Origin of the sequence: Synechococcus sp. CB0205 (assembly GCF_000179255.1) — a bacterium.
GTDB lineage: Bacteria > Cyanobacteriota > Cyanobacteriia > PCC-6307 > Cyanobiaceae > Vulcanococcus.
In genome coordinates this window covers 1-22,805 of the sequence record NZ_ADXM01000014.1, presented here as the reverse complement: position 1 = coordinate 22,805, position 22,805 = coordinate 1, and the positions used below count along the sequence as shown (strand labels likewise).

Below are 22,805 nucleotides of genomic sequence, written 5' to 3'. Positions count from 1 at the left end.
CCCGGGTCGCTGCCAGCCATGGCGGGGGGCTGAGCCGCCTGCAGTCGGAGCGGGGCTTTGCGGTGGTGCTGACGGCCCACTCCCTGGCTCACCCGTAGCTGGAGGAGGCACAAAAAAAGGGGCCCCTCGGGGCCCCAGACGCTGAATCGCCAGTGGAGATCAGGCTTCGTCGAGGGCGGCCACGCCGGGGAGGACCTTGCCTTCCAGCAGCTCGAGGCTGGCGCCACCGCCGGTGGAGATGTGGGACATCTTGTCGGCCAGGCCGGCCTTTTCCACAGCAGCCACGGAGTCACCGCCGCCGATGATCGTGCAGCAGCCCTTACCGCTGATGTCAGCCAGGGTGGTGGCGATGGCGTTAGTGCCGGCGGCGAAGGCGTCGAACTCGAACACGCCCATGGGGCCGTTCCAGATCACGGTCTTGCAGTCAGCCAGTGCGTCCTGGAAGACCTTGACGGAATCGGGACCGATGTCCAGGCCCATCCAGCCGTCGGGGATGGCATCAACCTTGGCCACCTGGCTGTTGGCGTCGGGGGCGAAGTTGTCGGCCAGCACCACGTCGGTGGGCAGCAGGAACTGAACGCCCTTGGCAGCAGCCTTGGCCTCGAGCTCCTTGGCCAGCTCCAGCTTGTCCTCTTCCACCAGGCTCTTGCCGACGGCCATGCCGCGGGCCTTGTAGAAGGTGAAGATCATGCCGCCGCCGACAAGGATCTTGTCGCACTTGTCGAGCAGGGCCTCGAGCACGCCGATCTTGGAGCTCACCTTGGAGCCGCCGACGATGGCCGCCAGGGGACGCTTGGGCTGATCGATGGCGCCCTGCAGGTACTGGAGCTCCTTCTCCATCAGGTAGCCGGCGACGCTGGGGCTCAGGTACTGGGTCACGCCCTCGGTGGAGGCGTGGGCACGGTGAGCAGCGCCGAAGGCGTCGTTGACGTACACGTCAGCCAGGTTGGCCAGCTTCTTGGCGAAGTCGCCTTCGTTCTTCTCTTCTTCGGCGAAGAAGCGGACGTTCTCCAGCAGCACGACGTCGCCATCGGCCATCGCAGCGACCTTGGCTTCGGCGTCAGGGCCGATGCAGCTGTCGGTCTTGACCACGCCCTTGCCCAGCAGTTCGCTCAGGCGAGCGGCCACGGGGGTCAGGCGCATGCCCTCGTTCACCTGACCCTTGGGACGACCGAAGTGGGCCGAGAGGATCACCTTGGCGCCCTTGCCCACCAGATCATTGATGGTGGGGAGGGCAGCGCGGATGCGGGTGTCATCGGTGATGGCGCCAGCGTCGTTCAGGGGAACGTTGAAGTCGACCCGAACCAGCACGCGCTTGCCGCGCAGCTCGTCAGCGGAAAGGCTGGCCAGGGAGCGCTTCGCCATGGGTGAGACAAGGGGGTAGAGGTCGGGCGAATTTAGCGGGCCAGTCAAGGGTTGCCCCGTTATCGCGCTCTGCGCTGTCGGCGCTAGACAGAGGGTGCACCGGCCAGCCGGCCATGTTTGAGATCGTTCTCTTCCCCATCGACCGCAGCCGCCAGGCTGCTGAAACCGCTGCCTTCGCCCTGAAGTTGGCCCAGCAGCACGACAGCCGTTTGGTGCTGCTCTCCGTGGTTGAGCCTGGTCAAGACGATCCCGCTGCTGTGGCTGCGTTGTTGGAGGACGCCCGCGGTCGCTTCCAAGAGCAGGGCGTCAGTTGTGAGGTGCTCGAGCGCGAAGGAAAGCCGGCTTTTGTGATCTGTGATGTGGCCGATGAAATCAATGCCGATGTGATCGTCATGGGGACCCGCGGGCTGAGCCTCGAAGCGGAGGACGCCCCGAGCACGGCCTCCCGTGTGATTCAGTTGGCCCCTTGCCCCGTGATGGTGGTGCCGTGAGTGAGCTGCTGAGTAGTGCGGCCCCGTCGATTCAGTGGTATCCGGGCCACATCGCCAAAGCAGAGCGCGCGCTCACCGACAACCTGGCCAAGGTCGACTTGGTGATCGAGGTGCGCGATGCCCGGATCCCGACGGCCACGGGCCACCCCCGTTTGCAGCGTTGGATCCAAGGCAAGCAACATCTGCTGGTTTTGAACCGCCGCGACATGATTCCAGTGGCGGCGCGGGAGGCCTGGGACGCCTGGTTCCGCGGCCAAGGCCAGACCCCTTGGTGGAGTGACGCGAAGGCCGGCACGGGGGTCAAGCAGCTGCAGCAGGCGGCGATTCGAGCGGGGGATTCCCTCAATGAGCGGCGCCGGAATCGCGGCATGCGCCCAAGGCCCGTGCGGGCGTTGATGTTGGGGTTCCCCAACGTCGGCAAGTCCGCCCTGATCAACCGCTTGGTGCGCCAAAAGGTGGTGGACAGTGCCCGCCGCGCTGGCGTGACCCGCAGCCTGCGCTGGGTCCGGCTTGGCCAGGACTTGGACCTGCTGGATGCACCAGGGGTGTTGCCCCCTCGCCTGGATGACCAGCTCGCTGCCCTGCGTCTGGCGCTCTGTGACGACATCGGCCAGGCGGCCTACGACGGAGAGGCCGCCGCCATGGCCTTTGTTCACATGCTCACGGCCTTGGAGGCAACGGAGACCTCAGGGGTCAAGCCCGGCCTGCTGGAGCGTCGCTATGGCATCCCGGTCGAGACGCTGCCGGGGGAGGGCACTCCCAAGCCGGATGTCCATGGCTGGTTAACGGGAGCGGCTGAGCGGCATACCAGTGGCGACACGGTGCGAATGGCCCAGCGGTTCCTCGATGACTTCCGCCGGGGCATGCTCGGACCGATTGCCTTGGAGTTGCCGTGAGTGGTTTTGGGGAAGGTGAAGGGGAGCTGCTGACGCTCACCTACCCCAAGCCTCTGCCGATGCGATTGGACCGCTGGCTCGTGGCCCAGCGCCCCGAGCAGAGCCGGGCCCGGATTCAGAAGTTCATCGACGCGGGCTATGTCCGCGTCAACGGAGTCACGGGCCGCGCCAAGACCCCCCTGCGTCTGAACGACACGGTGGAGTTGTGGATGCCGCCGCCGGAGCCCCTTCCCTATCTGATCCCCCAGGACATCCCCCTGGATGTCCTCTACGAGGACGAGCACCTGATCGTGCTCAACAAGCCTGCCGGGCTCACGGTCCATCCCGCCCCTGGGAACAAGGACGGGACCCTGGTCAATGGCCTGCTGCATCACTGCCCCGATCTACCGGGGATCGGCGGCGAGATGCGTCCGGGGATCGTTCATCGCCTGGACAAGGACACGACGGGCTGCATCGTCGTGGCCAAGAGCCAGGAGGCCCTGGTCAAGCTGCAGGTGCAGATCCAGAAGCGCGTGGCGTCTCGGGAATACCTGGCGGTGGTTCACGGAGCCCCGGCCGGGGACAACGGAACGATCGTTGGGGCCATCGGCCGCCATCCCGCCGATCGCAAGAAGTACGCGGTGGTCCATGACGGCTCCGGGCGCCATGCCTGCACCCACTGGACCCTGCTGGAGCGCTTGGGTGATTACGCCCTGATGCGCTTCAAGCTCGACACCGGCCGCACCCACCAGATCCGGGTTCACTGCGCCCACATCGGGCATCCCATTGTTGGGGATCCGGTTTATTCCCGCTGCCGCAAGTTGCCGTTGACCCTGCCCGGTCAGGCGCTCCATGCCTTCCAGCTGGGTCTGGATCACCCGATCCGTAAGGACCGAATGCTGTTTGAGGCCCCCCTGCCGGAGGTGATGGAGAAGCTGCTCAAGCTGCTGAGGCGGCGGGTAGGCGTGGACACGCCTCCACCAGCGTCCGAGTGATGGCGGCCTGGGGCTGGCTGAGCAGCTGATCACCGGGCCCCTCTTCGACGATCTTGCCGCCATCGAGCACCACGACCCGCTGGCAGAAGCCACTGGCCACCGCCAGGTCGTGGGTGACAAAGATCAGCCCCAGACCGAGGCGGTCCTGGAGGGAGCGCAGCAGCTGCAGCACCTCGGCCTGGACTTCGGCATCGAGCATGCTCACGCTCTCGTCGCAGAGCAGCACCTGCGGTTCCAGCACCAAGGCCCGTGCGATGGCGACCCGCTGTTGTTGACCGCCGGAGAGCTGGCGGGGCAGGCGCCCCTCAAAGGCTTCGGGCGGCTGCAGGCCAACGGCCTCTAGCCAGTGCCGGGCTTGTTCACGGGCGGCCGCTGGGCTGGCGAGCCCATGGATCAAGAGTGGATCGGCAATGGCCTCCCCCACGGTCATCGCTGGGTTGAGGCAGGCCAGCGGGTCTTGAAAGACCATTTGGATGCGCCGCCTGGCCTGGCGCAGGGCCTCACCCCGCAGGCGCATGAGATCAACGCCCTTGAGTTTCACGCTGCCGCCCCGGACCGGCGTCAGCCCCATCAGGGCGCGGCAGAGGGTGCTCTTGCCGCAACCGGAGGCGCCAACGACGCCCACGGTTTCGCCGTGGCGCAGTTGCAGGCTGACCCCGTCCACGGCCCGGTACCAGCGGGACTGCCAGGGCAATCCCGGCAGGGGATGCCAGCAGCGCAGTCCCTCCAGCTCCAGCAGGGGAGAGGCATTGGATGGGGCGGGTGTGACACCTCCTTCCCGGGCCCGCGCGGCCCCCACGAGCCGTTGGGCCAGGGGCGATTGGGGTTGGGTGAGCAGGGTCGTCGCTGGGGCCTGCTCCAGCAGTCGGCCCTGGTCCAGGACGGCGATTTGATCGCACCAGCGCCCGGCCATGGCCAGGTCATGGCTGATCAGCAACAGGGCGCTGCCGGCCTCCCGGCAGAGGTCGCAGAGCTCCTGCATGACCTGCCCGGCCACGGCCACATCCAGGCTGGTGGTGGGTTCATCGGCAATGACCAGGGCGGGGCGCAGGGCCATGGCCAGGGCAATGGCGAGACGCTGCCGCATTCCGCCGCTGAACTCGTGGGGATAACTGCTGTAGCGCTCCTCGGTGATGCCGACCCGCTGGAGTAAGGCCCGAGCCCGTTCACGGATTCGTGCCTGCTGCCAGGCCGGGCGGTGTTCGCTGAGGGTGTCGGCCAGGTGCTCACCGATCGTCATCAGGGGGTTCAGCCGGGTCATCGGGTCTTGGAAGACCAGGCCGACCGCCTCTCCCCGCAGCCGCCGCAGTTCGGAGCGCCTGAGGGCCCTTGGATCTCTGCCCTTGAGCAACAGTCCGCCTTGGCAGCGACTGCCCTGGGGGAGCAGTTGAAGCACGGCTCGGGCCACCGTGCTTTTGCCACAGCCGCTGGGTCCCACCAGGGCGAGGCGTTCACCCGCGTTCAACTGGAGATGGAGGCCATCGAGGGTGTTGCTCTGGCTCCCTGGGTAGCGCACGCGCAGGCCTTGCAGCTCCAGGACCGCACCGGGATGGGCTGGGGCGGCCATGGTCAGGCAACAGCACTCCACCCAGGCTGGCAGGTGCGGGAAGGGCAAACCCTCACCTGTGGTCGGTTTGTGAGGGCCACTGCATACGATGGTGGAAATCGCAGAGCGCAATGCTCCAGGCGGTGCCCGGTACGGCAGAACGGTCCGCCTCCAGTGGGGCAGCGGCTGCTGCTGAATTCCAGGGCTCAGGAGCGGCGCTCCGCAGGCGCATCATCAACACCCCCGCGGACTACGGCATTGAGCTGCCGGCGTGGCTGCACACCTGCATTGAGCACGTTCCCCCTGGGGTCGGGGAAAGTTGCCCCACCGACACCGAGGCGCTGCTGGCCTCAGCCTTCGACTTCGCGTTTCAGCTCCACGACGGCCAGGTGCGGGCCAGCGGGGAGCCCTACATCTGCCATCCCGTGGCGGTCGCTGATCTGCTGCGTGACATCGGTGCCAGTGCGGGGGTGATCGCCGCTGGATTCCTCCATGACGTGGTGGAGGACACCGAGGTCACGCCAGAGGAGATCGAGCAGCACTTCGGCTCTGAGGTGCGGGGCTTGGTGGAAGGGGTCACCAAGCTGGGGGGCATTCACTTCACCAACAAGACCGAGGCCCAGGCCGAAAACCTGCGCCGGATGTTCCTGGCGATGGTCAGTGACATCCGCGTGGTGCTGGTGAAGCTGGCTGATCGCTTGCACAACATGCGCACCCTCGGTGCGCTCAAGCCCGAGAAGCAGCAGCGGATTGCCCGGGAAACGCGTGAGATCTACGGCCCCTTAGCCAACCGCTTGGGCATTGGTCGCTTCAAGTGGGAGTTGGAGGACCTGGCCTTCAAGATCCTCGAGCCCGAGGCCTTCCGCGACGTGCAGCAGCAGGTCTCCAGCAAGCGCAGTGATCGCGAGGAGCGCCTGGGGGTCACCGCCGACATCCTCAGCGGCAAGTTGTCGTCCGTGGGGTTGGGTGAGTGCGAGGTCAGTGGACGGCCCAAGCACCTCTATGGCATCTGGAACAAGATGCAGACCCAACGCAAGGCTTTCCACGAGATCTACGACGTGGCGGCACTGCGGATCATCTGCCCGAACGTCGAGAGCTGCTATCGCGCCCTGGCGGTGGTCCATGACACCTTCCGCCCGATTCCTGGTCGCTTCAAGGACTACATCGGGCTGCCGAAGCCCAATGGCTACCAGTCCCTGCATACGGCGGTCATTGGTCGCCATCGGCCGATTGAAGTCCAGATCCGCACGGCCGAGATGCACCGGGTGGCGGAGTTCGGCATCGCAGCCCACTGGAAATACAAAGAGGGCGGATCCCCCGCCGCCACCGGATCGGATGCCGAGCGCTTCAACTGGCTGCGGCAGCTGGTGGATTGGCAAAAAGATGGCGTGGGTGAGGACAGCGGGGACTTCCTGCGCTCGATCAAAGAGGACCTCTTTGATGAAGAGGTGTTTGTCTTCACTCCCGGTGGAGATGTGGTGGGCCTGCGCAATGGCTCAACTCCAGTCGACTTTGCATATCGCATTCACTCCGAGGTGGGGAACCACTGCCAAGGGGCACGCATCAACGATCGCCTCTGCCCTTTGGCAACGCCGCTGCAGAACGGCGACTTCGTTCAGATCCTGACCTCCAAGACGGCTCACCCCAGCCTGGATTGGCTCAATTTCGTGGCCACGCCCACGGCGCGTAATCGCATTCGCCAGTGGTACAAGAAGAGCCATCGTGAGGAGAACATCCAGCGCGGCACCGACATGCTCGAGCGCGAGCTGGGCCGTGATGGTTTTGACGCCCTCCTTAATGGCGAGGCGATGGCGAAGGTGGCGCGCCGTTGCAACCTCGTCGGCACCGAGGATCTGCTCGCGGCCATTGGCTTTGGTGGCGTCACCCTCCATCAAGTCCTGAACCGCCTGCGGGAGGAGCTGCGCCTGGCCACCGAGGCCGAGGCCCCGGTCATCAGCGATGAAGAACTCGCCCGCAACCTCACCCAGCAGGGGGAGCAGACCTCGGGGCCATCGACTCCCCTGACGGGCCATGGCGACGCCAGCCCGATCCTGGGTCTCGAAGGCCTCGAATATCGCTTGGGCGGCTGTTGCAGCGCCCTCCCTGGCGAGGCGATTGTCGGCACGGTCGCCCTCGGCAACCACGGCATCACCATTCACCGTCAGGATTGCTCCAACCTCGGTTCAGTGCCGGCTGAGCGCCGTCTGCCGGTGCAGTGGAATCCCCAGGTCAGTGATTCCCAGCGTCGCCGCTATCCCATTCAGCTGCGGATTGAGGTGCTCGACCGGGTGGGTGTGCTGAAGGACATCCTCACGCGCCTGTCCGATCACCGCATCAATGTCAGCGATGCCCGGGTGCGCACCAATCCTGGCCGCCCTGCACGCATTGACCTGAAGGTGGAGCTGGAGAGCGCGCATCAGCTGAGCAACACCATGGATCAGATCCGCTCGATGGCCGATGTGCTCGACATCGCCCGCGCCGGCATCGGCTAATCCGTGTTGCGTTTGGGTTTGCTCACGCCCTACGGACTGGTCGGCTGGGCTACAGCTCCCCCTCGGCAGTTTCTGTAGGAAGAGGCGATAGGAACAACCGGTTGCAATGACCTCTGAACAGGCCGCGCAGCTCATTGATGACGCTTTGGATCTGGTGCAGGAGCGTCTGGAGACCCTTGACCAGCATCACCCGCTCGCCCACCAGGCCCTGGTGGAGGAGTTTCGCGAGTGGCGCCATCCACCCGGCGGGCACATCGACTTGATGGTCTGCCCGGGCTTCTCCGCGAGCTGAGGCAGCGAAACGAGACACTGGAGGCATGTCCTCCGACACGATCGCCGCCGTTGCCACTGCCGTCGCTGCAGGCGAGGGCAGCGTCTCGATCGTGCGGATCTCCGGGCCCGAGGCGGAGGCCATCGGTGAACGGTTGTTTGAGGCCCCCGGCCAGCAGGTGTGGGAGAGCCACCGCGTGCTCTACGGCCATGTGCGCGACCCCGGCAGCGGCGAGCGGGTGGACGAGGCCCTGCTGCTGTTGATGCGGGCTCCCCGCAGCTTCACCCGCGAGACCGTTGTTGAGCTGCACTGCCACGGTGGGGTGATCTCCGTGCAGCGCGTCCTGGAGCTGGTGCTGGCCGCCGGCGCCCGGCGCGCCTTGCCGGGTGAATTCAGTCAACGGGCCTTCCTCAATGGCCGGCTGGATCTCACCCGGGCGGAGGCCATCAGCGAGTTGGTCACAGCCCGCAGCCGGCGTGCGGCCCAGTTGGCGATGGCCGGCCTCGATGGGGGCCTGGAGCGCCAGATCAGTGGCCTGCGGCTGCGCCTGCTCGATCAACTGGCGGAGTTGGAGGCGCGGGTGGATTTTGAGGACGACCTGCCGCCCCTAGATGGTCAGGCGGTGGCCTCGGAACTGCAGGCGGTGCGCAGCGCGCTGCAGGAGCTGGTGGCCGATGGCGAACGCGGTCAGGTCCTGCGGGAGGGGCTGAAGGTGGCGATCGTGGGCCGCCCAAACGTTGGCAAGAGCAGCCTGTTGAACCTGCTCAGTCGCAGCGATCGCGCGATCGTGACCGACTTGCCTGGCACCACTCGCGATCTGGTGGAGAGCGAGCTGGTGCTCAAGGGGGTCCCGCTGACCCTGCTGGACACCGCAGGGATCCGCGATACCGAGGATCGCGTCGAGCAGATCGGAATTGAACGCAGCCGCGGCGCGCTGCAGGCGGCGGATGTGGTGCTGCTGCTGTTTGACCGGGCCCAGGGTTGGCTGGCGGAGGACCAGGCGCTGCTGGCTTCCCTTCCACAGGGCATCCCCCATCTGGTGGTGGCCAACAAGGCGGATCAGCCCGCGGCGGAGCCTGCCGCCCATGCCGACGTTTGCATCAGTGCGTTGACCGGTGAGGGGCATGAGGCCCTGGTGGATCGCCTGCTGCAGAGCTGCGGCCAGGGCGGTGAGCAGGGGCTGCAGGTGGCCCTGAATCGACGGCAGTTGGATCTGGCGGTGTCAGCGGCGGCGAGCCTGCAGCGCACCCTCGAGGCGGGTGAGCAGCAGTTGCCTTGGGACTTCTGGACGATCGACCTGCGGGCTGCGGTGCGCTCCCTTGGGGAAATCACTGGGGCCGAAGTGACCGAGGCGGTCCTCGATCGAATCTTCTCGCGCTTCTGCATTGGCAAATAGGACCAAGAGCTCGGGCAAGCTGCCCCTGGGTCCATCACGCTGAGTTCAGGATGAGCGCCGCACCGCTGCCACTGACGCCGGCTCTGCAGCAGCAGCTGCGCGACTGGTTGCAGGAGGACATCGGCCGCGGCGACCTCAGCGCTGCAGCCCTCCGCCCTGGTCGTTGCCGGGCCCATTGGATCAGCAAGGCCCCGGGGGTGTTCTGCGGCGGCCCGCTCCTGGACTTCGTTTTTCGTGAGCTTGATCCGAAGGCCAGCGTGGAGCTGCTCGTGGCCGATGGAGACGCATTGACCCCTGGCCAACGCCTTTTGAACCTGGAGGCCGAGGCGTCGGCCTTGGTGGCGGCGGAGCGCACGGCCTTGAACCTGGCGATGCGCCTCTCAGGGATCGCCACGGCCACGGCCCGGCTCGTGGCTGAACTGGAGGGCAGCGGAGTCCGGTTGGCGGACACCCGCAAGACCACGCCTGGTTTGCGGGTGCTGGAGAAGTACGCCGTGCGCTGCGGCGGTGGGGTCAACCATCGCCTCGGCCTGGATGACGCGGCGATGTTGAAGGAGAACCATCTGGCCTGGGCCGGTGGGGTCGCCGCAGCGATCGTCGCTGTTCGCTCTGGGGCTCCTTGGCCGGCGCGCGTGATCGTGGAGGCCGAGACCGCCGCCGAGGCTCAAGCCGCGATTGAAGCCGGAGCCGATGGGGTGTTGCTCGATGAGTTCAGCCCCGAGGCCCTGCTGGAGCTCGTCCCCCAGCTGCGGGCCCTGACCAGCCGCCCTGTGGTGCTGGAGGCTTCGGGGGTGCAGCCGGAGCAGCTTCGGGCCTATGCCGCCACAGGACTGGATTTGATTTCAACCAGTGCACCGGTGACCCGCAGCAGCTGGCTGGACCTGAGCATGCGCTTCTCCAGCTGAGTTCATTCCCGCGGAGAGGGATGATCTGAAGATCTCCCCCGCATCTCCATGCTTCGCATCGCCCAGTCCCTGGAGAACCAGCTGCGCGATGCAATGCAACGGGCATTTCCTGAGGCGGCAGCGGCGGGCCAGGCCTTCGATCCCCAGCTCGCGCCGGCCAGCAAGCCCGAATTTGGTGATTTTCAGGCCAATGGCGCCTTGCCCCTGGCCAAGCCCTTAGGCCAGCCCCCCCGCAAGATTGCCGAGGCGGTGGTGGAGCAACTCAAGGCGGACGAGAGCTTCATGGCCGTCTGCCAGGCGCCGCAGATTGCTGGCCCTGGCTTCATCAACATCACGCTTCAGCCTGAGCGTTTGGCGGCGGAGGTGCAGCAGCGCCTCGGGGATGCCCGCCTCGGCGTACCTGCTGTGGAGCAGGCCGCGCCGGTGGTGGTGGACTTCTCCAGCCCCAACATCGCCAAGGAGATGCACGTGGGGCACCTGCGCTCCACGATCATTGGCGACTCCCTGGCCCGTGTTCTGGAGTTCCGCGGACACCCCGTCCTGCGGCTGAACCACGTCGGCGATTGGGGCACCCAGTTCGGGATGCTGATTACCCACCTCAAGCAGGTGGCCCCCGAGGCTCTTGAGACCGCCGATGCGGTGGACCTGGGCGACTTGGTGGCCTTCTACCGCGAGGCCAAAAAGCGCTTCGACGAGGACGAGGCCTTCCAGACCACCTCCCGGGAGGAGGTGGTGAAGCTGCAGGGGGGCGATCCGGTCTCCCTGAAGGCCTGGGGGCTGCTCTGTGACCAGAGCCGCCGAGAGTTCCAGAAGATCTACGACCGCTTGGACATTCGCCTGAGCGAACGGGGGGAGTCCTTCTACAACCCCTATCTCGAGGGGGTGGTTCGCGACCTGGAGGCCACGGGGCTGTTGGTGGTGGATGACGGCGCGGGTTGCGTCTTCCTCGAGGGGGTGAGCGGTAAGGACGGCAAGCCCCTGCCGGTGATCGTTCAGAAGAGCGATGGCGGCTTCAACTACGCCACCACCGACCTGGCGGCCATCCGTTATCGCTTCGGTTCAGCCCCGGAGGGTGATGGAGCCCGCCGGGTTGTGTACGTGACTGATGCCGGTCAGGCCAACCACTTTGCGGGGGTGTTTCAGGTGGCCCGTCGCGCCGGTTGGCTCCCCGAGGGGGCTCGTCTGGAGCATGTGCCCTTCGGTCTGGTGCAGGGGGAAGACGGCAAGAAGCTGAAAACCCGCGCCGGTGACACGGTGCGCCTGCGGGATCTGTTGGATGAGGCAGTGGAGCGCTCAGAGGCGGACTTGCGTCGCCGCCTGGAGGAGGAGGGCCGCAGCGAGGACGAGGCCTTCATCGCTCACGTGGCCAACACCGTCGGACTGGCGGCGGTGAAGTACGCCGACCTCAGCCAGAACCGAATCACCAATTACCAGTTCAGTTTTGATCGGATGCTGGCCCTGCAGGGCAATACGGCTCCCTACCTGCTCTACGCCGTGGTCCGCATTGCTGGGATCGCCCGCAAGGGCGGCGACCTGGATGCAGCTTCTACAGGGGGGCTTCAGTTCAGCGAACCCCAGGAATGGGCCCTGGTGCGGGAGCTGCTGAAGTTCGATGCGGTGATCGCCGAGGTGGAGGAGGAGTTGCTGCCTAATCGCCTCTGCACCTATCTCTTTGAACTGAGCCAGGTCTTCAACCGCTTCTACGACCAGGTGCCCGTGCTCAAGGCTGAGCCAGAAGCCCTGCCGTCTCGCCTGGCCCTTTGCCGTCTGACCGCCGACACCCTCAAACTGGGCTTGGGTCTGTTGGGTATCCCAACGCTGGATCGGATGTGATGGAGCAACCGTCGCCATTGGCTCGCCCCGAGGTGGAGAGCCTGCATGCCTACAGCGCCCCCCTGGAGGGACGCCGAAAGCTCCTGCGGCTGGATTTCAACGAGAACACCGTCGGCCCAAGCCCCCGCGTTGTGGAAGCGCTGCGCTCCATTCCCGCCGATCACATCGGTATCTATCCGGAGTACGACGGTCTGCGCGAAGCGGTGGTCGCCAACCTTGGGCTCCCGCTGCAGCCCGAGCAGGTCGGTCTCTTCAATGGCGTTGATGCGGCGATTCATGCCGTCTTCCACGCCTATGGCGACCGCGGTGAGACGTTGCTCACCACCTCGCCAACCTTTGGTTACTACACCCCCTGCGCTCAGATGCAGGGGATGGTGATTGAGGCCGTTCCCTACGTTGGTGCGTCCTTCGCGTTCCCTCTGGAGGCGATTCGCGAGCGCCTGCAGGTCCTGCAGCCTCGGCTGCTTCTGATCTGCAACCCCAACAACCCCACGGGAACTCGCTTGGCTCCGGAGCTGATCCTTGAGCTCGCGGCCGCGGCTCCGGCAACGCTGGTGGTGGTGGATGAGCTCTACGAGGCCTTCACCGGTGACAGCGTGCTGCCCACGGCCGATTTCGCCGCCATTCCGAATCTGCTGGTGCTGCGCTCCTTGGCCAAAACCGCCGGCCTGGCGGGGCTGCGCATCGGCTTTGCCCTGGGCCATCCCTCGGTGGTCGATCGCATCAGCCGCGTCACGGGGCCCTATGACATCAACAGCTTTGCGGTCACCGCGGCCTTCGCGGCCCTGAAGGATCAGGCCTACGTGGATGCCTACGTGCAGGAGGTGTTGCAGGCCCGCACCTGGATGGCCCAGCAGCTCAAAGCAGCTGGAGTGCGCCACCACATCGATGGTGGGAACTATCTGCTGGTCTGGCCGAAGAACGATCCAGCACGGATCGATCAGGGGTTGCGGGAGGCGGGAATCCTGGTGCGGGCGATGACCGGTAAGCAGTTGATCGATGGCTCACTGCGGGTCAGCCTGGGAACCACAGCGCAGATGCAGCAGTTCTGGGCGGCCTATGCCGCCCTGGAAGGACTCGCGGCCTAGCGCATGACGTCGATCTGGGTGCCCTCGCCGAGCTTGCCCGGCAGGCTCAGCACCCGGCCGACCCGTTTGACGCTGGTGCCCTTCATGGCCTCCAGGAAGGGTTCGACGCTGCTTTGGTCGCAGTTCGCCGGGGTTTTGCCGCTGACGTACTGCACGGGGATCACCCGCTTGGGGGCTAGCTCACGCACCACCGACGCGGCTTCCGCCCCGTCGTAGACCTTGGCGCCGCCGCCGACACCGATGATCAGCACGTCGGGCTTGCCCAGCAGCACACGATCCTCAGGACTGAGCTTGGCGGCCGTGCCACCGAGGTGGGCAAAGCTCAGGCCGCCCTGGTTCCAGCGCCAGAGGGTGGCCTGGCCGAAGCGCCGACCGCCAAAGCGGTCATGGGGTGCGGAGATGCCTTCGATCTTGAGGCCGGCGAGGCGGTAGGAGCCCGGTTGGCTCAGAAACTTGCCTTTCGCCACTGGAGCCCCTTCATCCAGCAGCAGGCTGCTGGCGAGAATCACATTGGCGCTGACCCGGGGTTCCGCCAGTCCTGAGGCGCAGGCCACGGCCTTGAACGGGTTCACCAGAACCTTGGCGCCACCGCCTTGGATCAGCAGGGCGCTGTGGCCGTAGCTGGTGATCGTCACACCGGTGTTGGCACTCGCCGCCAGGGGCAGGGCGACTGCTGCGGCAGCCAGGGTGCGGATCAGCAGGGCCATGGAGCAGCTGGAGTTGGGCCGAACGTTAGCCGGCTGCCGCTTGGGCCAGGAAATTTCCAAGGAGCTGATGACCGCTCTGGGTGAGGACGCTTTCCGGGTGGAACTGCACCCCCTGCAGATGGGGGTACTCCCTGTGGCGCAGGCCCATGATCGTGCCGTCTTCGAGCCAAGCGGTGATCTCGAGGCAGTCGGGCAGGGACTCCCGCTCGGCAATCAGGCTGTGGTAGCGGGTGGCCGTTAGGGGGTTGGGCAAGCCGGCGAAGACCCCAGCACCCTCATGGAGCACCGGTGAGGTCTTGCCATGCATCAGCTCCTTGGCTCGGATCACCTTGCCGCCGTACACCTGGGCAATGGATTGATGGCCCAGGCAAACCCCCAAGGTGGGGACCTTTGGGCTGAGTTCCCGCAGGACCTCGAGGCAGACCCCGGACTGATCCGGGTCGCCGGGGCCCGGCGAAATCAAGATGGCGTCGGGGTTGAGCTCACGGATCTGCTCCAAGCTCAAGGCGTCGTTGCGCTCGACCCGCAGGTCTTCGGTGATGGGGTGGTCGGCCGCCAGTTCACCCAGGTACTGCACCAGGTTGAAGGTGAAGCTGTCGTAGTTGTCGAGAACGAGAAGCATCAGCCCTGCAGCCAGGGCACCATTCAAACGCCCAGACGGACCAAGAGGGCGGGGAGCATCAGCAGCGCCGCGATCACCAAGGAACTCAGGGCAGCCACCAAGACCGCTGCGGCGGCGCAATCCTTGGCGATTCGAGCCAGGGGGTGAAATTGCCTGCCGATGGCCAGGTCGACCACCGCTTCGGTGGCGGTGTTGATCAGTTCCAGCACCAGGACTGCGGCCACGGTCAACACCAGGACGGCAAGTTGGGCCAGGGGCAGCTGCAACCAGAGGCCCAGGCCAAAGACACAGGCCCCGGTCACCACGTGGATGCGGAAATTGCGCTGGCTGCGGAAGCCGTAGATCAGGCCCTGGGCGGCATAGCGAAAGCTGGCCGGCAGATCACTGGCCACCTGCCAGGCTCCGAGCCGCCGCACCTTATTGCCAGCACCAGTTCCCGCCTCGCTCGCCTGATGCAGGCCTCGCCTGGAGGTTGGATCCGGGTCCTGGGGTTGAAGCATGGGCAAAGGCGACTGGTGCAGCCCTTTGGCCGCACCCTACCGCTGCTGGGTCCCGGCGAGAAGCTGCTGCTGCCTCTGCAACATCGCCTCGAGGCTGGCGTCGTCGGGATGGTCCCAGCCCAGCAGGTGCAGCAAGCCATGGGTGGCCAGGAACAGCAGTTCCTCCCGGAGGTTGTGCCCGTGTTCCGGGGCCTGCCGCGCAGCGGTTTCGACGGAGATGACGATGTCGCCGAGCTCCAGGGCATCGAGCAATCCCTCCTCCCCGTCGAAGTCGGGCATGGGGATCGCTGGGGCGTCGTCTAGGCCGTCGTCCTGGGCGGCGAAGGCCAGCACGTCCGTCGCCCCTTCCTTGTCGCGCCAATCGCTGTTGAGGGCAGCGATCTCTTCGTCGTTCACCAGGCTCAGGCCGAGGCTGTAGGCCGGCGCCTGGAGGGGCTCTGGGAGTTCGCCCTTGAGCTGGCTCAGCCAGCCGTTGATCAGTGCATGCCAGGGCTCGATCCCCTGGATCGGATCGCAGAGCTCAGCGGCAGTCTCAACCAGGGCTTCCGGCAGATCCTCCACGGCCTCAAAGGCCAAATCCAGGTCGGGTTCGGCAGTCATCGCTTCAGGCTCCAGGTACTTGGGGTTTGCCCAGCCAGGCCACCAGGACGATGAAGCCGACAAACCCCAGGGCGGTCAGGCCGAAGTGGAACAGGCTCAACTTGCCCTTGCGCACCATGTTGCGCATCGCCAGTTTCGTGAAACTGGGGTTCTCACCGGCCGCGCCGGAGGTCTCTTGCGTCGTGGGATCAGTCATCGCTGCTGGCTCCGGCCACTTCAACGCCGGCATGCAGCAGGCTCTGGATGAAGGGATCGAGATCGCCATCCATCACGCCTTGCACGTCGGTGGTTTCGTGCTGGGTGCGCAGGTCTTTCACCATTTGGTAAGGGTGGAAGACGTAGTTGCGGATTTGGTTGCCCCAAGCCGCTTCGACGATGTCGCCGCGGATGTCGGCGATCTCAGCGGCGCGCTGCTCCTGGGCGATCACCAGCAGCTTGGCCATCAGCAGGGCCATGGCCTTTTCCTTGTTCTGGAGCTGGGATCGCTCCTGGGTGCAGCGCACGAACAGACCCGTCGGGATGTGGAGGATGCGCACGGCGGTCTCCACCTTGTTCACGTTCTGGCCGCCGGCGCCGCCTGAGCGTGAGGTGGTGATCTCCAGGTCCTTTTCGGGAATATCCAGCTTCACCTCCTCCTCGATCTTGGGCATCACCTCCACGCCCGCGAAGCTGGTCTGGCGCTTGTCGTTGGCGTTGAACGGTGAGATTCGCACCAGCCGGTGGGTGCCCTTTTCGTTGCGCAGATAGCCGTAGGCGTAGCGGCCCTCGATTTCAATCGTGCAGCTTTTGATCCCCGCCTCTTCCCCGTCGCTGAGTTCGTCCACGGTCACCTTCATGCCGTGGTCTTCGGCCCAGCGGGTGTACATCCGCATCAGCATCAGCGCCCAGTCCTGGGCGTCGGTGCCGCCGGCGCCGGCATTGATGCTGATCACGGCCCCCTCTTTGTCATAGGTGCCGCTGAGCAGGCGCTCGAGCTCCCAGCGATCGAGGTCCGCCCGCAGCTTCTTCAGCGCTGCGTCCGATTCGCTGAGTAATTCGTCATCGGGCTCGAGCCCATAGATCTCAACCGTGGCCTCGGCGTCGGCCACGGCCCCCTTCCACTGGCTCAGCTGCTCGAGCTGGGCTTTCACCTCATCGAGCTGGCGCATCTTGGACTGCGCCAGCTTTTGGTCATCCCAAAAATCTGGTTGGGAGGCCAGTTGCTCGAGATCCTGTTGCCGTGCTTTCAGTGCAGCGACGTCAAAGACAGTCCTGGGCATTGCCCAGGCGGTCAGTGAGCTCAGAGAGATCGCGCTTGAAGTCGGTGAGGTCGAGCACCAGGCCGTGGGGAACTTGGTTTGACCGTATCAGCGCAGGCCTTGGGCGGGTCGGCTTCCCGTCCAAGACCCTCAAAACTCGCTTCTAGGATTTCGCAACGCTTGAGAAGTGCGCCATGCCGACGGTTGAGATCTACACCTGGCGCGCCTGTCCGTTTTGCATTCGCGCCAAGGCGCTCCTGGATCGCAAGGGTGTGACCTACACCGAATACGCCATTGACGGCGATCAGGCCGCCCGCCGGGCCATGTCTGAGAAAGCGGGTGGACGCATCAGTGTTCCCCAGACCTTCATTAACGGTGAACACGTCGGCGGCTGTGATGACCTCTACGCCCTTGAGCGCAGTGGCCAACTCGATGCCCTGCTAGGAGCCTGAGCTTGAACGCTCTCACTAGCGGTCTGCCCGCGCAGCTGTTTGTGATCGATCCGATCGCTCGGCTGCGTCCAACCAAAGACTCCAGCGTCGCCCTGATGCAGGCGGCCCAGCGCGCCGGACAGCAGGTCTGGGTCTGTACGCCAGCCCAGCTCTCCGTGCAAGGCCAGGACGCCCTGGTCCAGGCCCAGCCGATTCGCTTGGCAGAGATCAGGCCGACGGCGAGCGGCTGGGACCTTCCGGACCAGTGGTTTGAAGCGGATGAGCATCGCTGGCTTCCCCTCAGCAGCTTTCCACTGGTGTGGATGCGCAAGGACCCACCGGTGGATGAGGCGTACCTCTACGCCACCCACTTGTTGGAGCTGGCGGAGCGCCAGGGGGTGCGGGTCCTGAATCGCCCCGCGTCGCTGCGGGCTTGGAACGAAAAGCTGGGTGCCCTGCGTTGGAGCCATCTGATGGCCCCAAGCCTGGTCAGCGCTGATGTGGAGCAACTGGCGGCCTTTGCCGCAGACCACGGTGATGTGGTGCTCAAACCCCTCGGCGGGCGAGCCGGTCAGGGGGTCGTGCGCAGCCATGGAGCAGCGCCGGGTTTGAAGGCCTTGCTTGAGCTGGTCACTGCCCAACAGGCCCTGCCGGTGATGGTCCAGGCCTTTCTTCCGGCGGTGACGGCCGGCGACAAGCGCATCCTGTTGGTGGATGGTGAGCCCCTGGGGGCGGTGAACCGAAAGCCCGCGGCCGGGGAGTTCCGCAGCAACCTCGCGGTGGGTGGCTCGCCCCAGGCGACGGAACTGACGGAGCGGGAACGTCAGATCTGCGCGGAGTTGACCACAACCCTGCGGGCGGAGGGGCTGTTCTTCGTCGGCATCGACGTCATTGATGGACGCCTGAGTGAGATCAATGTCACCAGCCCCACCGGGGTGCGTGAGGTGGAGCGGCTGAGCGGTATCCCCCTGGCCGATCAGACGATGGAGCGCCTCCTAGCTGGGTAGGCCTGCTCCGCAGTGGTCGCAGAACTGAGCTTCAGCCCTGTGGCTCGTGGTGTGGCACTGCCCGCAGCTGCGCTGCACCAGGGTCGGTTGCAACCGCTGCATCTGCTGGAATTTCGCCCCAACGATTCCAGTAGGCACGGCAATGATGCTGTAGCCCAGGAGCATCACCAATGAGGCCACGCAGCGGCCGAGGGGTGTGACTGGAGCGACATCGCCGTAGCCCACGGTCGTGATGGTTACGACGGCCCAGTAGATGCCAATCGGGATGCTGCGGAAGCCGCTCTCGGGGCCTTCGATCACGTACATCGCGGTGCCGATCAACACCACCAGCGCAACGATGGTCAGCAGGAAAACCGTGATCTTGCGGCGGCTCTGGACGAGGGCCTGACGCAGCTGATCGGCCTCCTTGAGGTAGGCCCCCAGCTTGAGGATCCGGAACACCCGCAGCAGGCGCAGCACCCGAATGATCAGAAAGGCCTGACCGACGGGGATGCCAATGGTTAGGAGGGGCGGAATGCTCGAGACCAAATCCACCACGCCAAAAAAGCTGCGGGCGTAGCGCAGGGGCGTGCGGCTACAGAGCAGGCGCAGCAGGTACTCCAGGCTGAAGAGGGTGGAGAAGACCCACTCGGCGCCGCTGAACCAGGGGCCAAACAGGCTGTCCAGCTGGCGATCACTTTCCAGAGCCACCAGCAGCACGCTGGAGCCGATGGCGATCAGCAGAGCGAGATCGAAGTTCTTGCCGGCGGGGGTGTCGGATTCAAAAATCACCCGCTCGAGTCGGGTTTTGCCCAGCCATTGGCGCAGGCCCAGGGCAGCCAGCAGGCAGAGGGCCAAGAGGACCGTGCCGACCCCGTGCTGCATCAGCGCAGGCTCTCGCTGTGGGGAAGATCGAGTTGCTGTTGGAGCACCCCGAGTTTCAGGGCGACTTCCGCCAGCTCGCGCTCAACCGCGGATCCGCGCACCAGGCCAGCGCCAGCGGTGAGCTCGAGCCGACGGCCCTGGAGGCTGCCGCTGCGGATGGCGACGCGCAGTTCGGTGTCCCCTTCGCTGTCGATCCAGCCGATTGGTGCGGCGTAGTAGCCCCGCTCGAATGGCTCCAGGCTGCGCAGGGCAGCCATGGCCTCGCGGCGGGGAAGGCCGGCCACCGCCGGGGTGGGATGCAGGGCGGCCGCCAGGGAGAGCGGTTGTTGATCCTCGAGCGCCGCACTGATGGGGGTGTGCAGATGCACCATCTGCCCGTGCCTAGCCAGTCGCGGGTGACGCGGTCTGCGGGTGGTCAGGCCTGCGGCGCGCAGGACGTCGGTGATCGCTTCGACCACGAGTTCGTGTTCACGCCGGTCCTTGTCGGAGCGGGTCAGCAGCTCGGCAGTCGGCCCCACCGGCGCCGTGCCGGCCAGGGCGTCGCTGCGCAGTTGTCCCTGGCGCACCGTCAGTAGTCGCTCGGGCGAGGCGCCCAGTAGGGCTGGACCTCCAGCCTGCTGCCAGAGAAAACGGCAGCTGCCGGGTTGGCGCAGCCGGAGTTGGGCCAACAGCTGGAGCGGATCCAGCGGTTGATCGAGGAGCAGTTGCTGGCGCACCGCCAGCACCAACTTGCGCAGGCGATCCTCCTCGACCAGTTCCACGCCGCGCTGCACCACAGAGCGGTAGCCCTCCTGCCAGGAGGAGCGGCTGGCGATGGCCGGACCGGGGGCATGCCCCTGGTCGGCGCAGGGATCGGAGGGCAGGGCACCCAGGCGCTCGGCCTGCTCCCAGAGTTCTTCGGCGACGCTGCGGGCGCTGATGTCCCCGCCGAGGTTGCGCTGCAGCCGCAGCCAGCAGTGGCGCCCCTGCTTGCTCAGCTGCCAGCGGGGCAGGACCGCCTGCACGCCAGGCACCCCTTCGCCTTCGTGCAGGGGGCTGTCAAAAAACGAGAACGCCAGCAGCACCCTGGGCCGTGCCAGGGGCGGGCAGTGTTGCGGTGCGGCCAGCCGATTGAGGCTGACGGCACTGAAGCGCTGGGCTAATTCGAAGCGCCGGGGACCGCTGAGTTCCAGGCTGTTGCAGCGTCCGCTGGCGGCGAGGCACAGCCCGGGGGCGCTGTCCCAGAGGAAGCGAAACCGCTCTCCCTCCTCCAGCTGGCTGAGCAGCGCCATCGGATCCCGGCTGGGGATCGCCACGGCCAGGCTGAGCACGCCCTCTCCCTCGAGCTGGCGCTCACCTGCCTGGGCGGCGGTCAGCAGATCGCTGAAGCTGGTTGTGACGCTGGTGGGGGCCTGCAACCGAAACGGGCCGATGCGGCTGCTCAAATGTATGGGCCTTCCCGCGCCTCGAGTTGCCTCTGCCCGCTGACGAGCCTCAGGTCGTCGCAAGCCTTCATGCCCCTGCCGCCGAGCGCAGGCGCCTGTGGAAGGCTGCGATCAAGTGGCCGATGTATGCCGTAGCCGTGATGCCAGTCCTGCTGGCTGCCGGTTGGCGCGTGCAGCAGAAGCTCCCGGTGCGGCTGGATCAGCTGCTGTTGTTTCTGCTCGCGGCCGTGCTGCTGCTGGCTTGGGAGAACCTGGCCAATGACGTCTTTGATGCGGACACGGGCGTCGATGCCAACGGGAAGCCCCATTCCCTGGTGAATCTCACGGGCCGGCGGGATCGGGTGTCGCTTCTTGCCAATGGAGCTCTGTTGCTGGGCCTGCTGTTGATGGCCCTGGTGGCTGCACGCAGCCATGGCGCCGTGCTGGCCCTGGTGCTGGCCTGCTGCGGTCTGGGCTACCTCTACCAAGGCCCCCCGTTCCGCCTGGGCTATCGCGGTCTGGGAGAGCCCCTTTGCTGGTTGGCCTTCGGTCCGTTGGCGACGGCCGCTGGCTTGATGGCCCTCGCCCCAGCGGGAGCGGCGACGGTGCCTTGGCGGGCAGCCCTGGAGCTGGGCAGTGGTCCGGCCTTGGCGACGACCTTGGTGCTGTTCTGCTCCCACTTCCATCAGGTGGAGGAGGACGCCGCCCATGGCAAACGCTCTCCTGTGGTGCGCCTGGGCACGGGACGGGCGGCGGCCCTGGTGCCCTGGTTTGTGGCGGGTTGCCTGGCGTTTGAGTGGGCGCCGGTTCTGGTGAACCATTGGCCCTTGACCGCACTGCTGGGGGCGGCGGGCTTGCCTCCAGCCCAGGCCCTGATTCGCCTGCTGCGGGAGCACCACCGAGAACCGGAGCGCATCAGTGGCAGCAAGTTTTTGGCCCTGCGTTTCCAGGCCCTCAACGGCTTGGGTCTGGCCCTGGGCTTGGCCTTGGGCTGATGCAACTGCAGTGGCGGCCCTATTGCTTTCGGCTGCCCAGTGCCTTGGTCAGTGCCCAAGGCCGCTGGCTGGAGCGTAGGGGTTGGCTGCTTCGTTTGCAGGGACCGGGCGGCTGCTTGGGATGGGGGGAGGTGCCCGAGCTGCCCGCCGCCTGGATCAAACCTGAGCCAGGACGTCTTCCGCTGCAGCAGGCCCTCGAGCAATTCCCGCTCGAGCAGGAGCGCAGCGGACTAGAGGCGCAGCTGCCCGAGCTGCCCAGTGCCTTGGCCTTGGGCTTGGGGATGGCCCTGGCTGAGCTGGATGGCCTGGGCGAGGACGGCTGGCTCCAGGCGCCCACCTCCGCTGAGCTTCTGCCGGCTGGTTCGGAGGTTCTCCCGGCTATGGCGGCCCTGCTCGAACACTCGTCCGCGGCTCCCCGGACTGTGAAGTGGAAGGTGGGGGTCGGCGCTGACGCCCAGGAGCGCGCGCTGTTGGATCGGTTGCTGGAGCAACTCCCAGCGAATTGGCACCTGCGCTTGGATGCCAACGGTGCCTGGGATCGTCAGACGGCCCAGTGTTGGGCGGAGCGCCTGCAGGGCGAGTCGCGCTTGCAGTGGCTTGAGCAACCGCTGGCTCCAGCTGATGTTCAGGGGCTGAGGACCCTGGCGGAGCGCGTTCCAGTGGCCCTCGATGAAGCCCTGCGGCAGTGCCCCGAGCTCTATGGCAGCGACTGGACGGGCTGGCGCGTGCACCGGCCCCTGGCGGAGGGCGATCCGCGTCCTCTGCTTCAGCAGTTGCAGCGGGGCCTGCCCCGCCTGGTGGTCAGCACGGCCTTCGAGACAGGGATTGGCCGGCGCTTTCTGCATCACCTGGCCGGTCTCCAGGCCCTCGGCCCCACTCCGGTGGCCCCGGGCCTGGCGCCCGCCTGGCAGCCAGAGGGCCCCCTGTTCAGCGCCGATCCCCAGCAGGTTTGGGAGGCGGCAGCCCCATGAGCCCTCTGCAGTTGCTGCTGGACCAGGGGGACCGTGCGGCCTTGGCCGAGCAGCTGCGGTTGAGTTGGCGCGATGGACTGACCACGGCAGTGGTGGCGCCTCAGGGAACAGGAGACGGTGGCGCCCCTACTGGAGGCAGCCCTGCCAGCCGGCCTGGGCCCGGGAGTCGTGCTGGGAACCGGCGGCAGTGCCGGCGCGCGCCGCTGGTGC

The 22,805-nt window shown here is 66.2% G+C and carries 24 protein-coding genes; 14 read left to right on the top strand and 10 right to left on the bottom strand.

The window, feature by feature from the left end:
- Window positions 1–159 precede the first annotated feature (159 nt).
- The gene (pgk, locus tag CB0205_RS0101430; protein ID WP_010313479.1) at window positions 160–1,365 is read right to left on the bottom strand and encodes a phosphoglycerate kinase; all 1,206 of its coding nucleotides are present in this window, start codon (window positions 1,363–1,365) and stop codon (window positions 160–162) included.
- Window positions 1,366–1,478: 113 nt separating this feature from the next.
- Here pgk and CB0205_RS0101425 point away from each other — a divergent pair, with 113 nt between their 5' ends.
- From CB0205_RS0101425 to CB0205_RS0101415, 3 genes are read left to right on the top strand one after another with little or no spacing between them, the layout of a single operon-like run.
- A complete protein-coding gene (locus tag CB0205_RS0101425; protein ID WP_010313477.1) occupies window positions 1,479–1,856 on the top strand; it encodes a universal stress protein in 378 nt (125 codons plus the stop codon).
- Window positions 1,853–2,752 carry a ribosome biogenesis GTPase YlqF gene (gene ylqF, locus CB0205_RS0101420; RefSeq protein WP_029626024.1) on the top strand — a complete coding sequence of 300 codons (900 nt, stop codon included), beginning with the start codon at window positions 1,853–1,855 and terminating at the stop codon, window positions 2,750–2,752. Before CB0205_RS0101425 ends, ylqF begins: the two co-directional genes overlap by 4 nt.
- A complete protein-coding gene (locus CB0205_RS0101415; protein WP_010313473.1) occupies window positions 2,749–3,726 on the top strand; it encodes an RluA family pseudouridine synthase in 978 nt (325 codons plus the stop codon). The genes ylqF and CB0205_RS0101415 overlap by 4 nt, the downstream gene beginning before the upstream one ends.
- On the opposite strand, the gene CB0205_RS0101410 is transcribed toward CB0205_RS0101415, so the two are convergent.
- The gene (locus CB0205_RS0101410; protein ID WP_029626023.1) at window positions 3,671–5,293 is read right to left on the bottom strand and encodes an ABC transporter ATP-binding protein; all 1,623 of its coding nucleotides are present in this window, start codon (window positions 5,291–5,293) and stop codon (window positions 3,671–3,673) included. The genes CB0205_RS0101415 and CB0205_RS0101410 overlap by 56 nt on opposite strands.
- A gap of 110 nt (window positions 5,294–5,403) precedes the next feature.
- Here CB0205_RS0101410 and CB0205_RS0101405 point away from each other — a divergent pair, with 110 nt between their 5' ends.
- The 6 genes from CB0205_RS0101405 to CB0205_RS0101380 all read left to right on the top strand — a co-directional run bounded on the left by CB0205_RS0101405 (window position 5,404) and on the right by CB0205_RS0101380 (window position 13,257).
- On the top strand, window positions 5,404–7,764 hold the full coding sequence (locus tag CB0205_RS0101405; protein WP_010313468.1) for a bifunctional (p)ppGpp synthetase/guanosine-3',5'-bis(diphosphate) 3'-pyrophosphohydrolase: 2,361 nt from the start codon (window positions 5,404–5,406) through the stop codon (window positions 7,762–7,764).
- A 106-nt stretch (window positions 7,765–7,870) separates the two neighbouring features.
- Entirely contained in the window at window positions 7,871–8,056 is a 186-nt protein-coding gene (locus CB0205_RS0101400) for a hypothetical protein (protein ID WP_010313466.1), read from the top strand.
- Window positions 8,057–8,081: 25 nt separating this feature from the next.
- The gene (gene mnmE, locus CB0205_RS0101395) at window positions 8,082–9,431 is read left to right on the top strand and encodes a tRNA uridine-5-carboxymethylaminomethyl(34) synthesis GTPase MnmE (RefSeq protein WP_010313464.1); all 1,350 of its coding nucleotides are present in this window, start codon (window positions 8,082–8,084) and stop codon (window positions 9,429–9,431) included.
- A 50-nt stretch (window positions 9,432–9,481) separates the two neighbouring features.
- Window positions 9,482–10,336: a carboxylating nicotinate-nucleotide diphosphorylase gene (gene nadC, locus CB0205_RS0101390; RefSeq protein ID WP_010313462.1), complete on the top strand. Its 855-nt coding sequence runs from the start codon at window positions 9,482–9,484 to the stop codon at window positions 10,334–10,336.
- A 48-nt stretch (window positions 10,337–10,384) separates the two neighbouring features.
- A complete protein-coding gene (gene argS / locus CB0205_RS0101385; protein WP_010313460.1) occupies window positions 10,385–12,169 on the top strand; it encodes an arginine--tRNA ligase in 1,785 nt (594 codons plus the stop codon).
- A complete protein-coding gene (locus CB0205_RS0101380; protein ID WP_043705176.1) occupies window positions 12,169–13,257 on the top strand; it encodes a histidinol-phosphate transaminase in 1,089 nt (362 codons plus the stop codon). Before argS ends, CB0205_RS0101380 begins: the two co-directional genes overlap by 1 nt.
- On the opposite strand, the gene CB0205_RS0101375 is transcribed toward CB0205_RS0101380, so the two are convergent.
- The 6 genes from CB0205_RS0101375 to prfB form a co-directional block, all read right to left on the bottom strand.
- Window positions 13,254–13,964, bottom strand: coding sequence for an MBL fold metallo-hydrolase (locus CB0205_RS0101375; protein WP_010313454.1), 711 nt, complete (start codon window positions 13,962–13,964; stop codon window positions 13,254–13,256). The genes CB0205_RS0101380 and CB0205_RS0101375 overlap by 4 nt on opposite strands.
- Before the next feature lie 25 nt (window positions 13,965–13,989).
- A complete protein-coding gene (locus CB0205_RS0101370; protein ID WP_010313452.1) occupies window positions 13,990–14,586 on the bottom strand; it encodes an aminodeoxychorismate/anthranilate synthase component II in 597 nt (198 codons plus the stop codon).
- A gap of 23 nt (window positions 14,587–14,609) precedes the next feature.
- The gene (locus tag CB0205_RS0101365; protein ID WP_010313450.1) at window positions 14,610–15,086 is read right to left on the bottom strand and encodes a diacylglycerol kinase family protein; all 477 of its coding nucleotides are present in this window, start codon (window positions 15,084–15,086) and stop codon (window positions 14,610–14,612) included.
- Window positions 15,087–15,122: 36 nt separating this feature from the next.
- On the bottom strand, window positions 15,123–15,686 hold the full coding sequence (gene ybeY, locus CB0205_RS0101360; protein ID WP_010313448.1) for an rRNA maturation RNase YbeY: 564 nt from the start codon (window positions 15,684–15,686) through the stop codon (window positions 15,123–15,125).
- Between the two features lie 4 nt (window positions 15,687–15,690).
- Complete coding sequence (locus tag CB0205_RS0101355; RefSeq protein WP_010313447.1) at window positions 15,691–15,882, bottom strand: DUF3285 domain-containing protein; 192 nt, start codon at window positions 15,880–15,882, stop codon at window positions 15,691–15,693.
- Window positions 15,875–17,003 (bottom strand): peptide chain release factor 2 gene (gene prfB, locus CB0205_RS0101350; RefSeq protein WP_156797723.1). Its coding sequence is split into 2 segments (ribosomal slippage): window positions 15,875–16,927 and window positions 16,929–17,003, totalling 1,128 coding nucleotides; the frame shifts between segments, so codons are not numbered across the junction. Before prfB ends, CB0205_RS0101355 begins: the two co-directional genes overlap by 8 nt.
- A gap of 115 nt (window positions 17,004–17,118) precedes the next feature.
- On the opposite strand from prfB, the gene grxC reads away from it, so the two are divergent.
- Complete coding sequence (grxC, locus tag CB0205_RS0101345; RefSeq protein WP_010313441.1) at window positions 17,119–17,376, top strand: glutaredoxin 3; 258 nt, start codon at window positions 17,119–17,121, stop codon at window positions 17,374–17,376.
- A 2-nt stretch (window positions 17,377–17,378) separates the two neighbouring features.
- Window positions 17,379–18,362 carry a glutathione synthase gene (gene gshB, locus CB0205_RS0101340; protein ID WP_010313439.1) on the top strand — a complete coding sequence of 328 codons (984 nt, stop codon included), beginning with the start codon at window positions 17,379–17,381 and terminating at the stop codon, window positions 18,360–18,362.
- Here the strand turns inward: gshB and CB0205_RS0101335 are convergent.
- On the bottom strand, window positions 18,351–19,226 hold the full coding sequence (locus CB0205_RS0101335) for an ion transporter (RefSeq protein WP_010313437.1): 876 nt from the start codon (window positions 19,224–19,226) through the stop codon (window positions 18,351–18,353). The genes gshB and CB0205_RS0101335 overlap by 12 nt on opposite strands.
- Entirely contained in the window at window positions 19,226–20,650 is a 1,425-nt protein-coding gene (locus CB0205_RS0101330; RefSeq protein ID WP_010313435.1) for an isochorismate synthase MenF, read from the bottom strand. The genes CB0205_RS0101335 and CB0205_RS0101330 overlap by 1 nt, the downstream gene beginning before the upstream one ends.
- Before the next feature lie 122 nt (window positions 20,651–20,772).
- On the opposite strand from CB0205_RS0101330, the gene menA reads away from it, so the two are divergent.
- From menA to CB0205_RS15770, 3 genes are all read left to right on the top strand, one after another.
- Entirely contained in the window at window positions 20,773–21,624 is an 852-nt protein-coding gene (gene menA, locus CB0205_RS0101325; protein WP_010313434.1) for a 2-carboxy-1,4-naphthoquinone phytyltransferase, read from the top strand.
- Entirely contained in the window at window positions 21,624–22,595 is a 972-nt protein-coding gene (gene menC, locus CB0205_RS0101320) for an o-succinylbenzoate synthase (RefSeq protein WP_010313432.1), read from the top strand. Before menA ends, menC begins: the two co-directional genes overlap by 1 nt.
- Window positions 22,592–22,805 (top strand): hypothetical protein (locus CB0205_RS15770; RefSeq protein WP_156797719.1); only part of this gene is annotated, 214 nt, incomplete at its 3' end. The genes menC and CB0205_RS15770, both read left to right, overlap by 4 nt.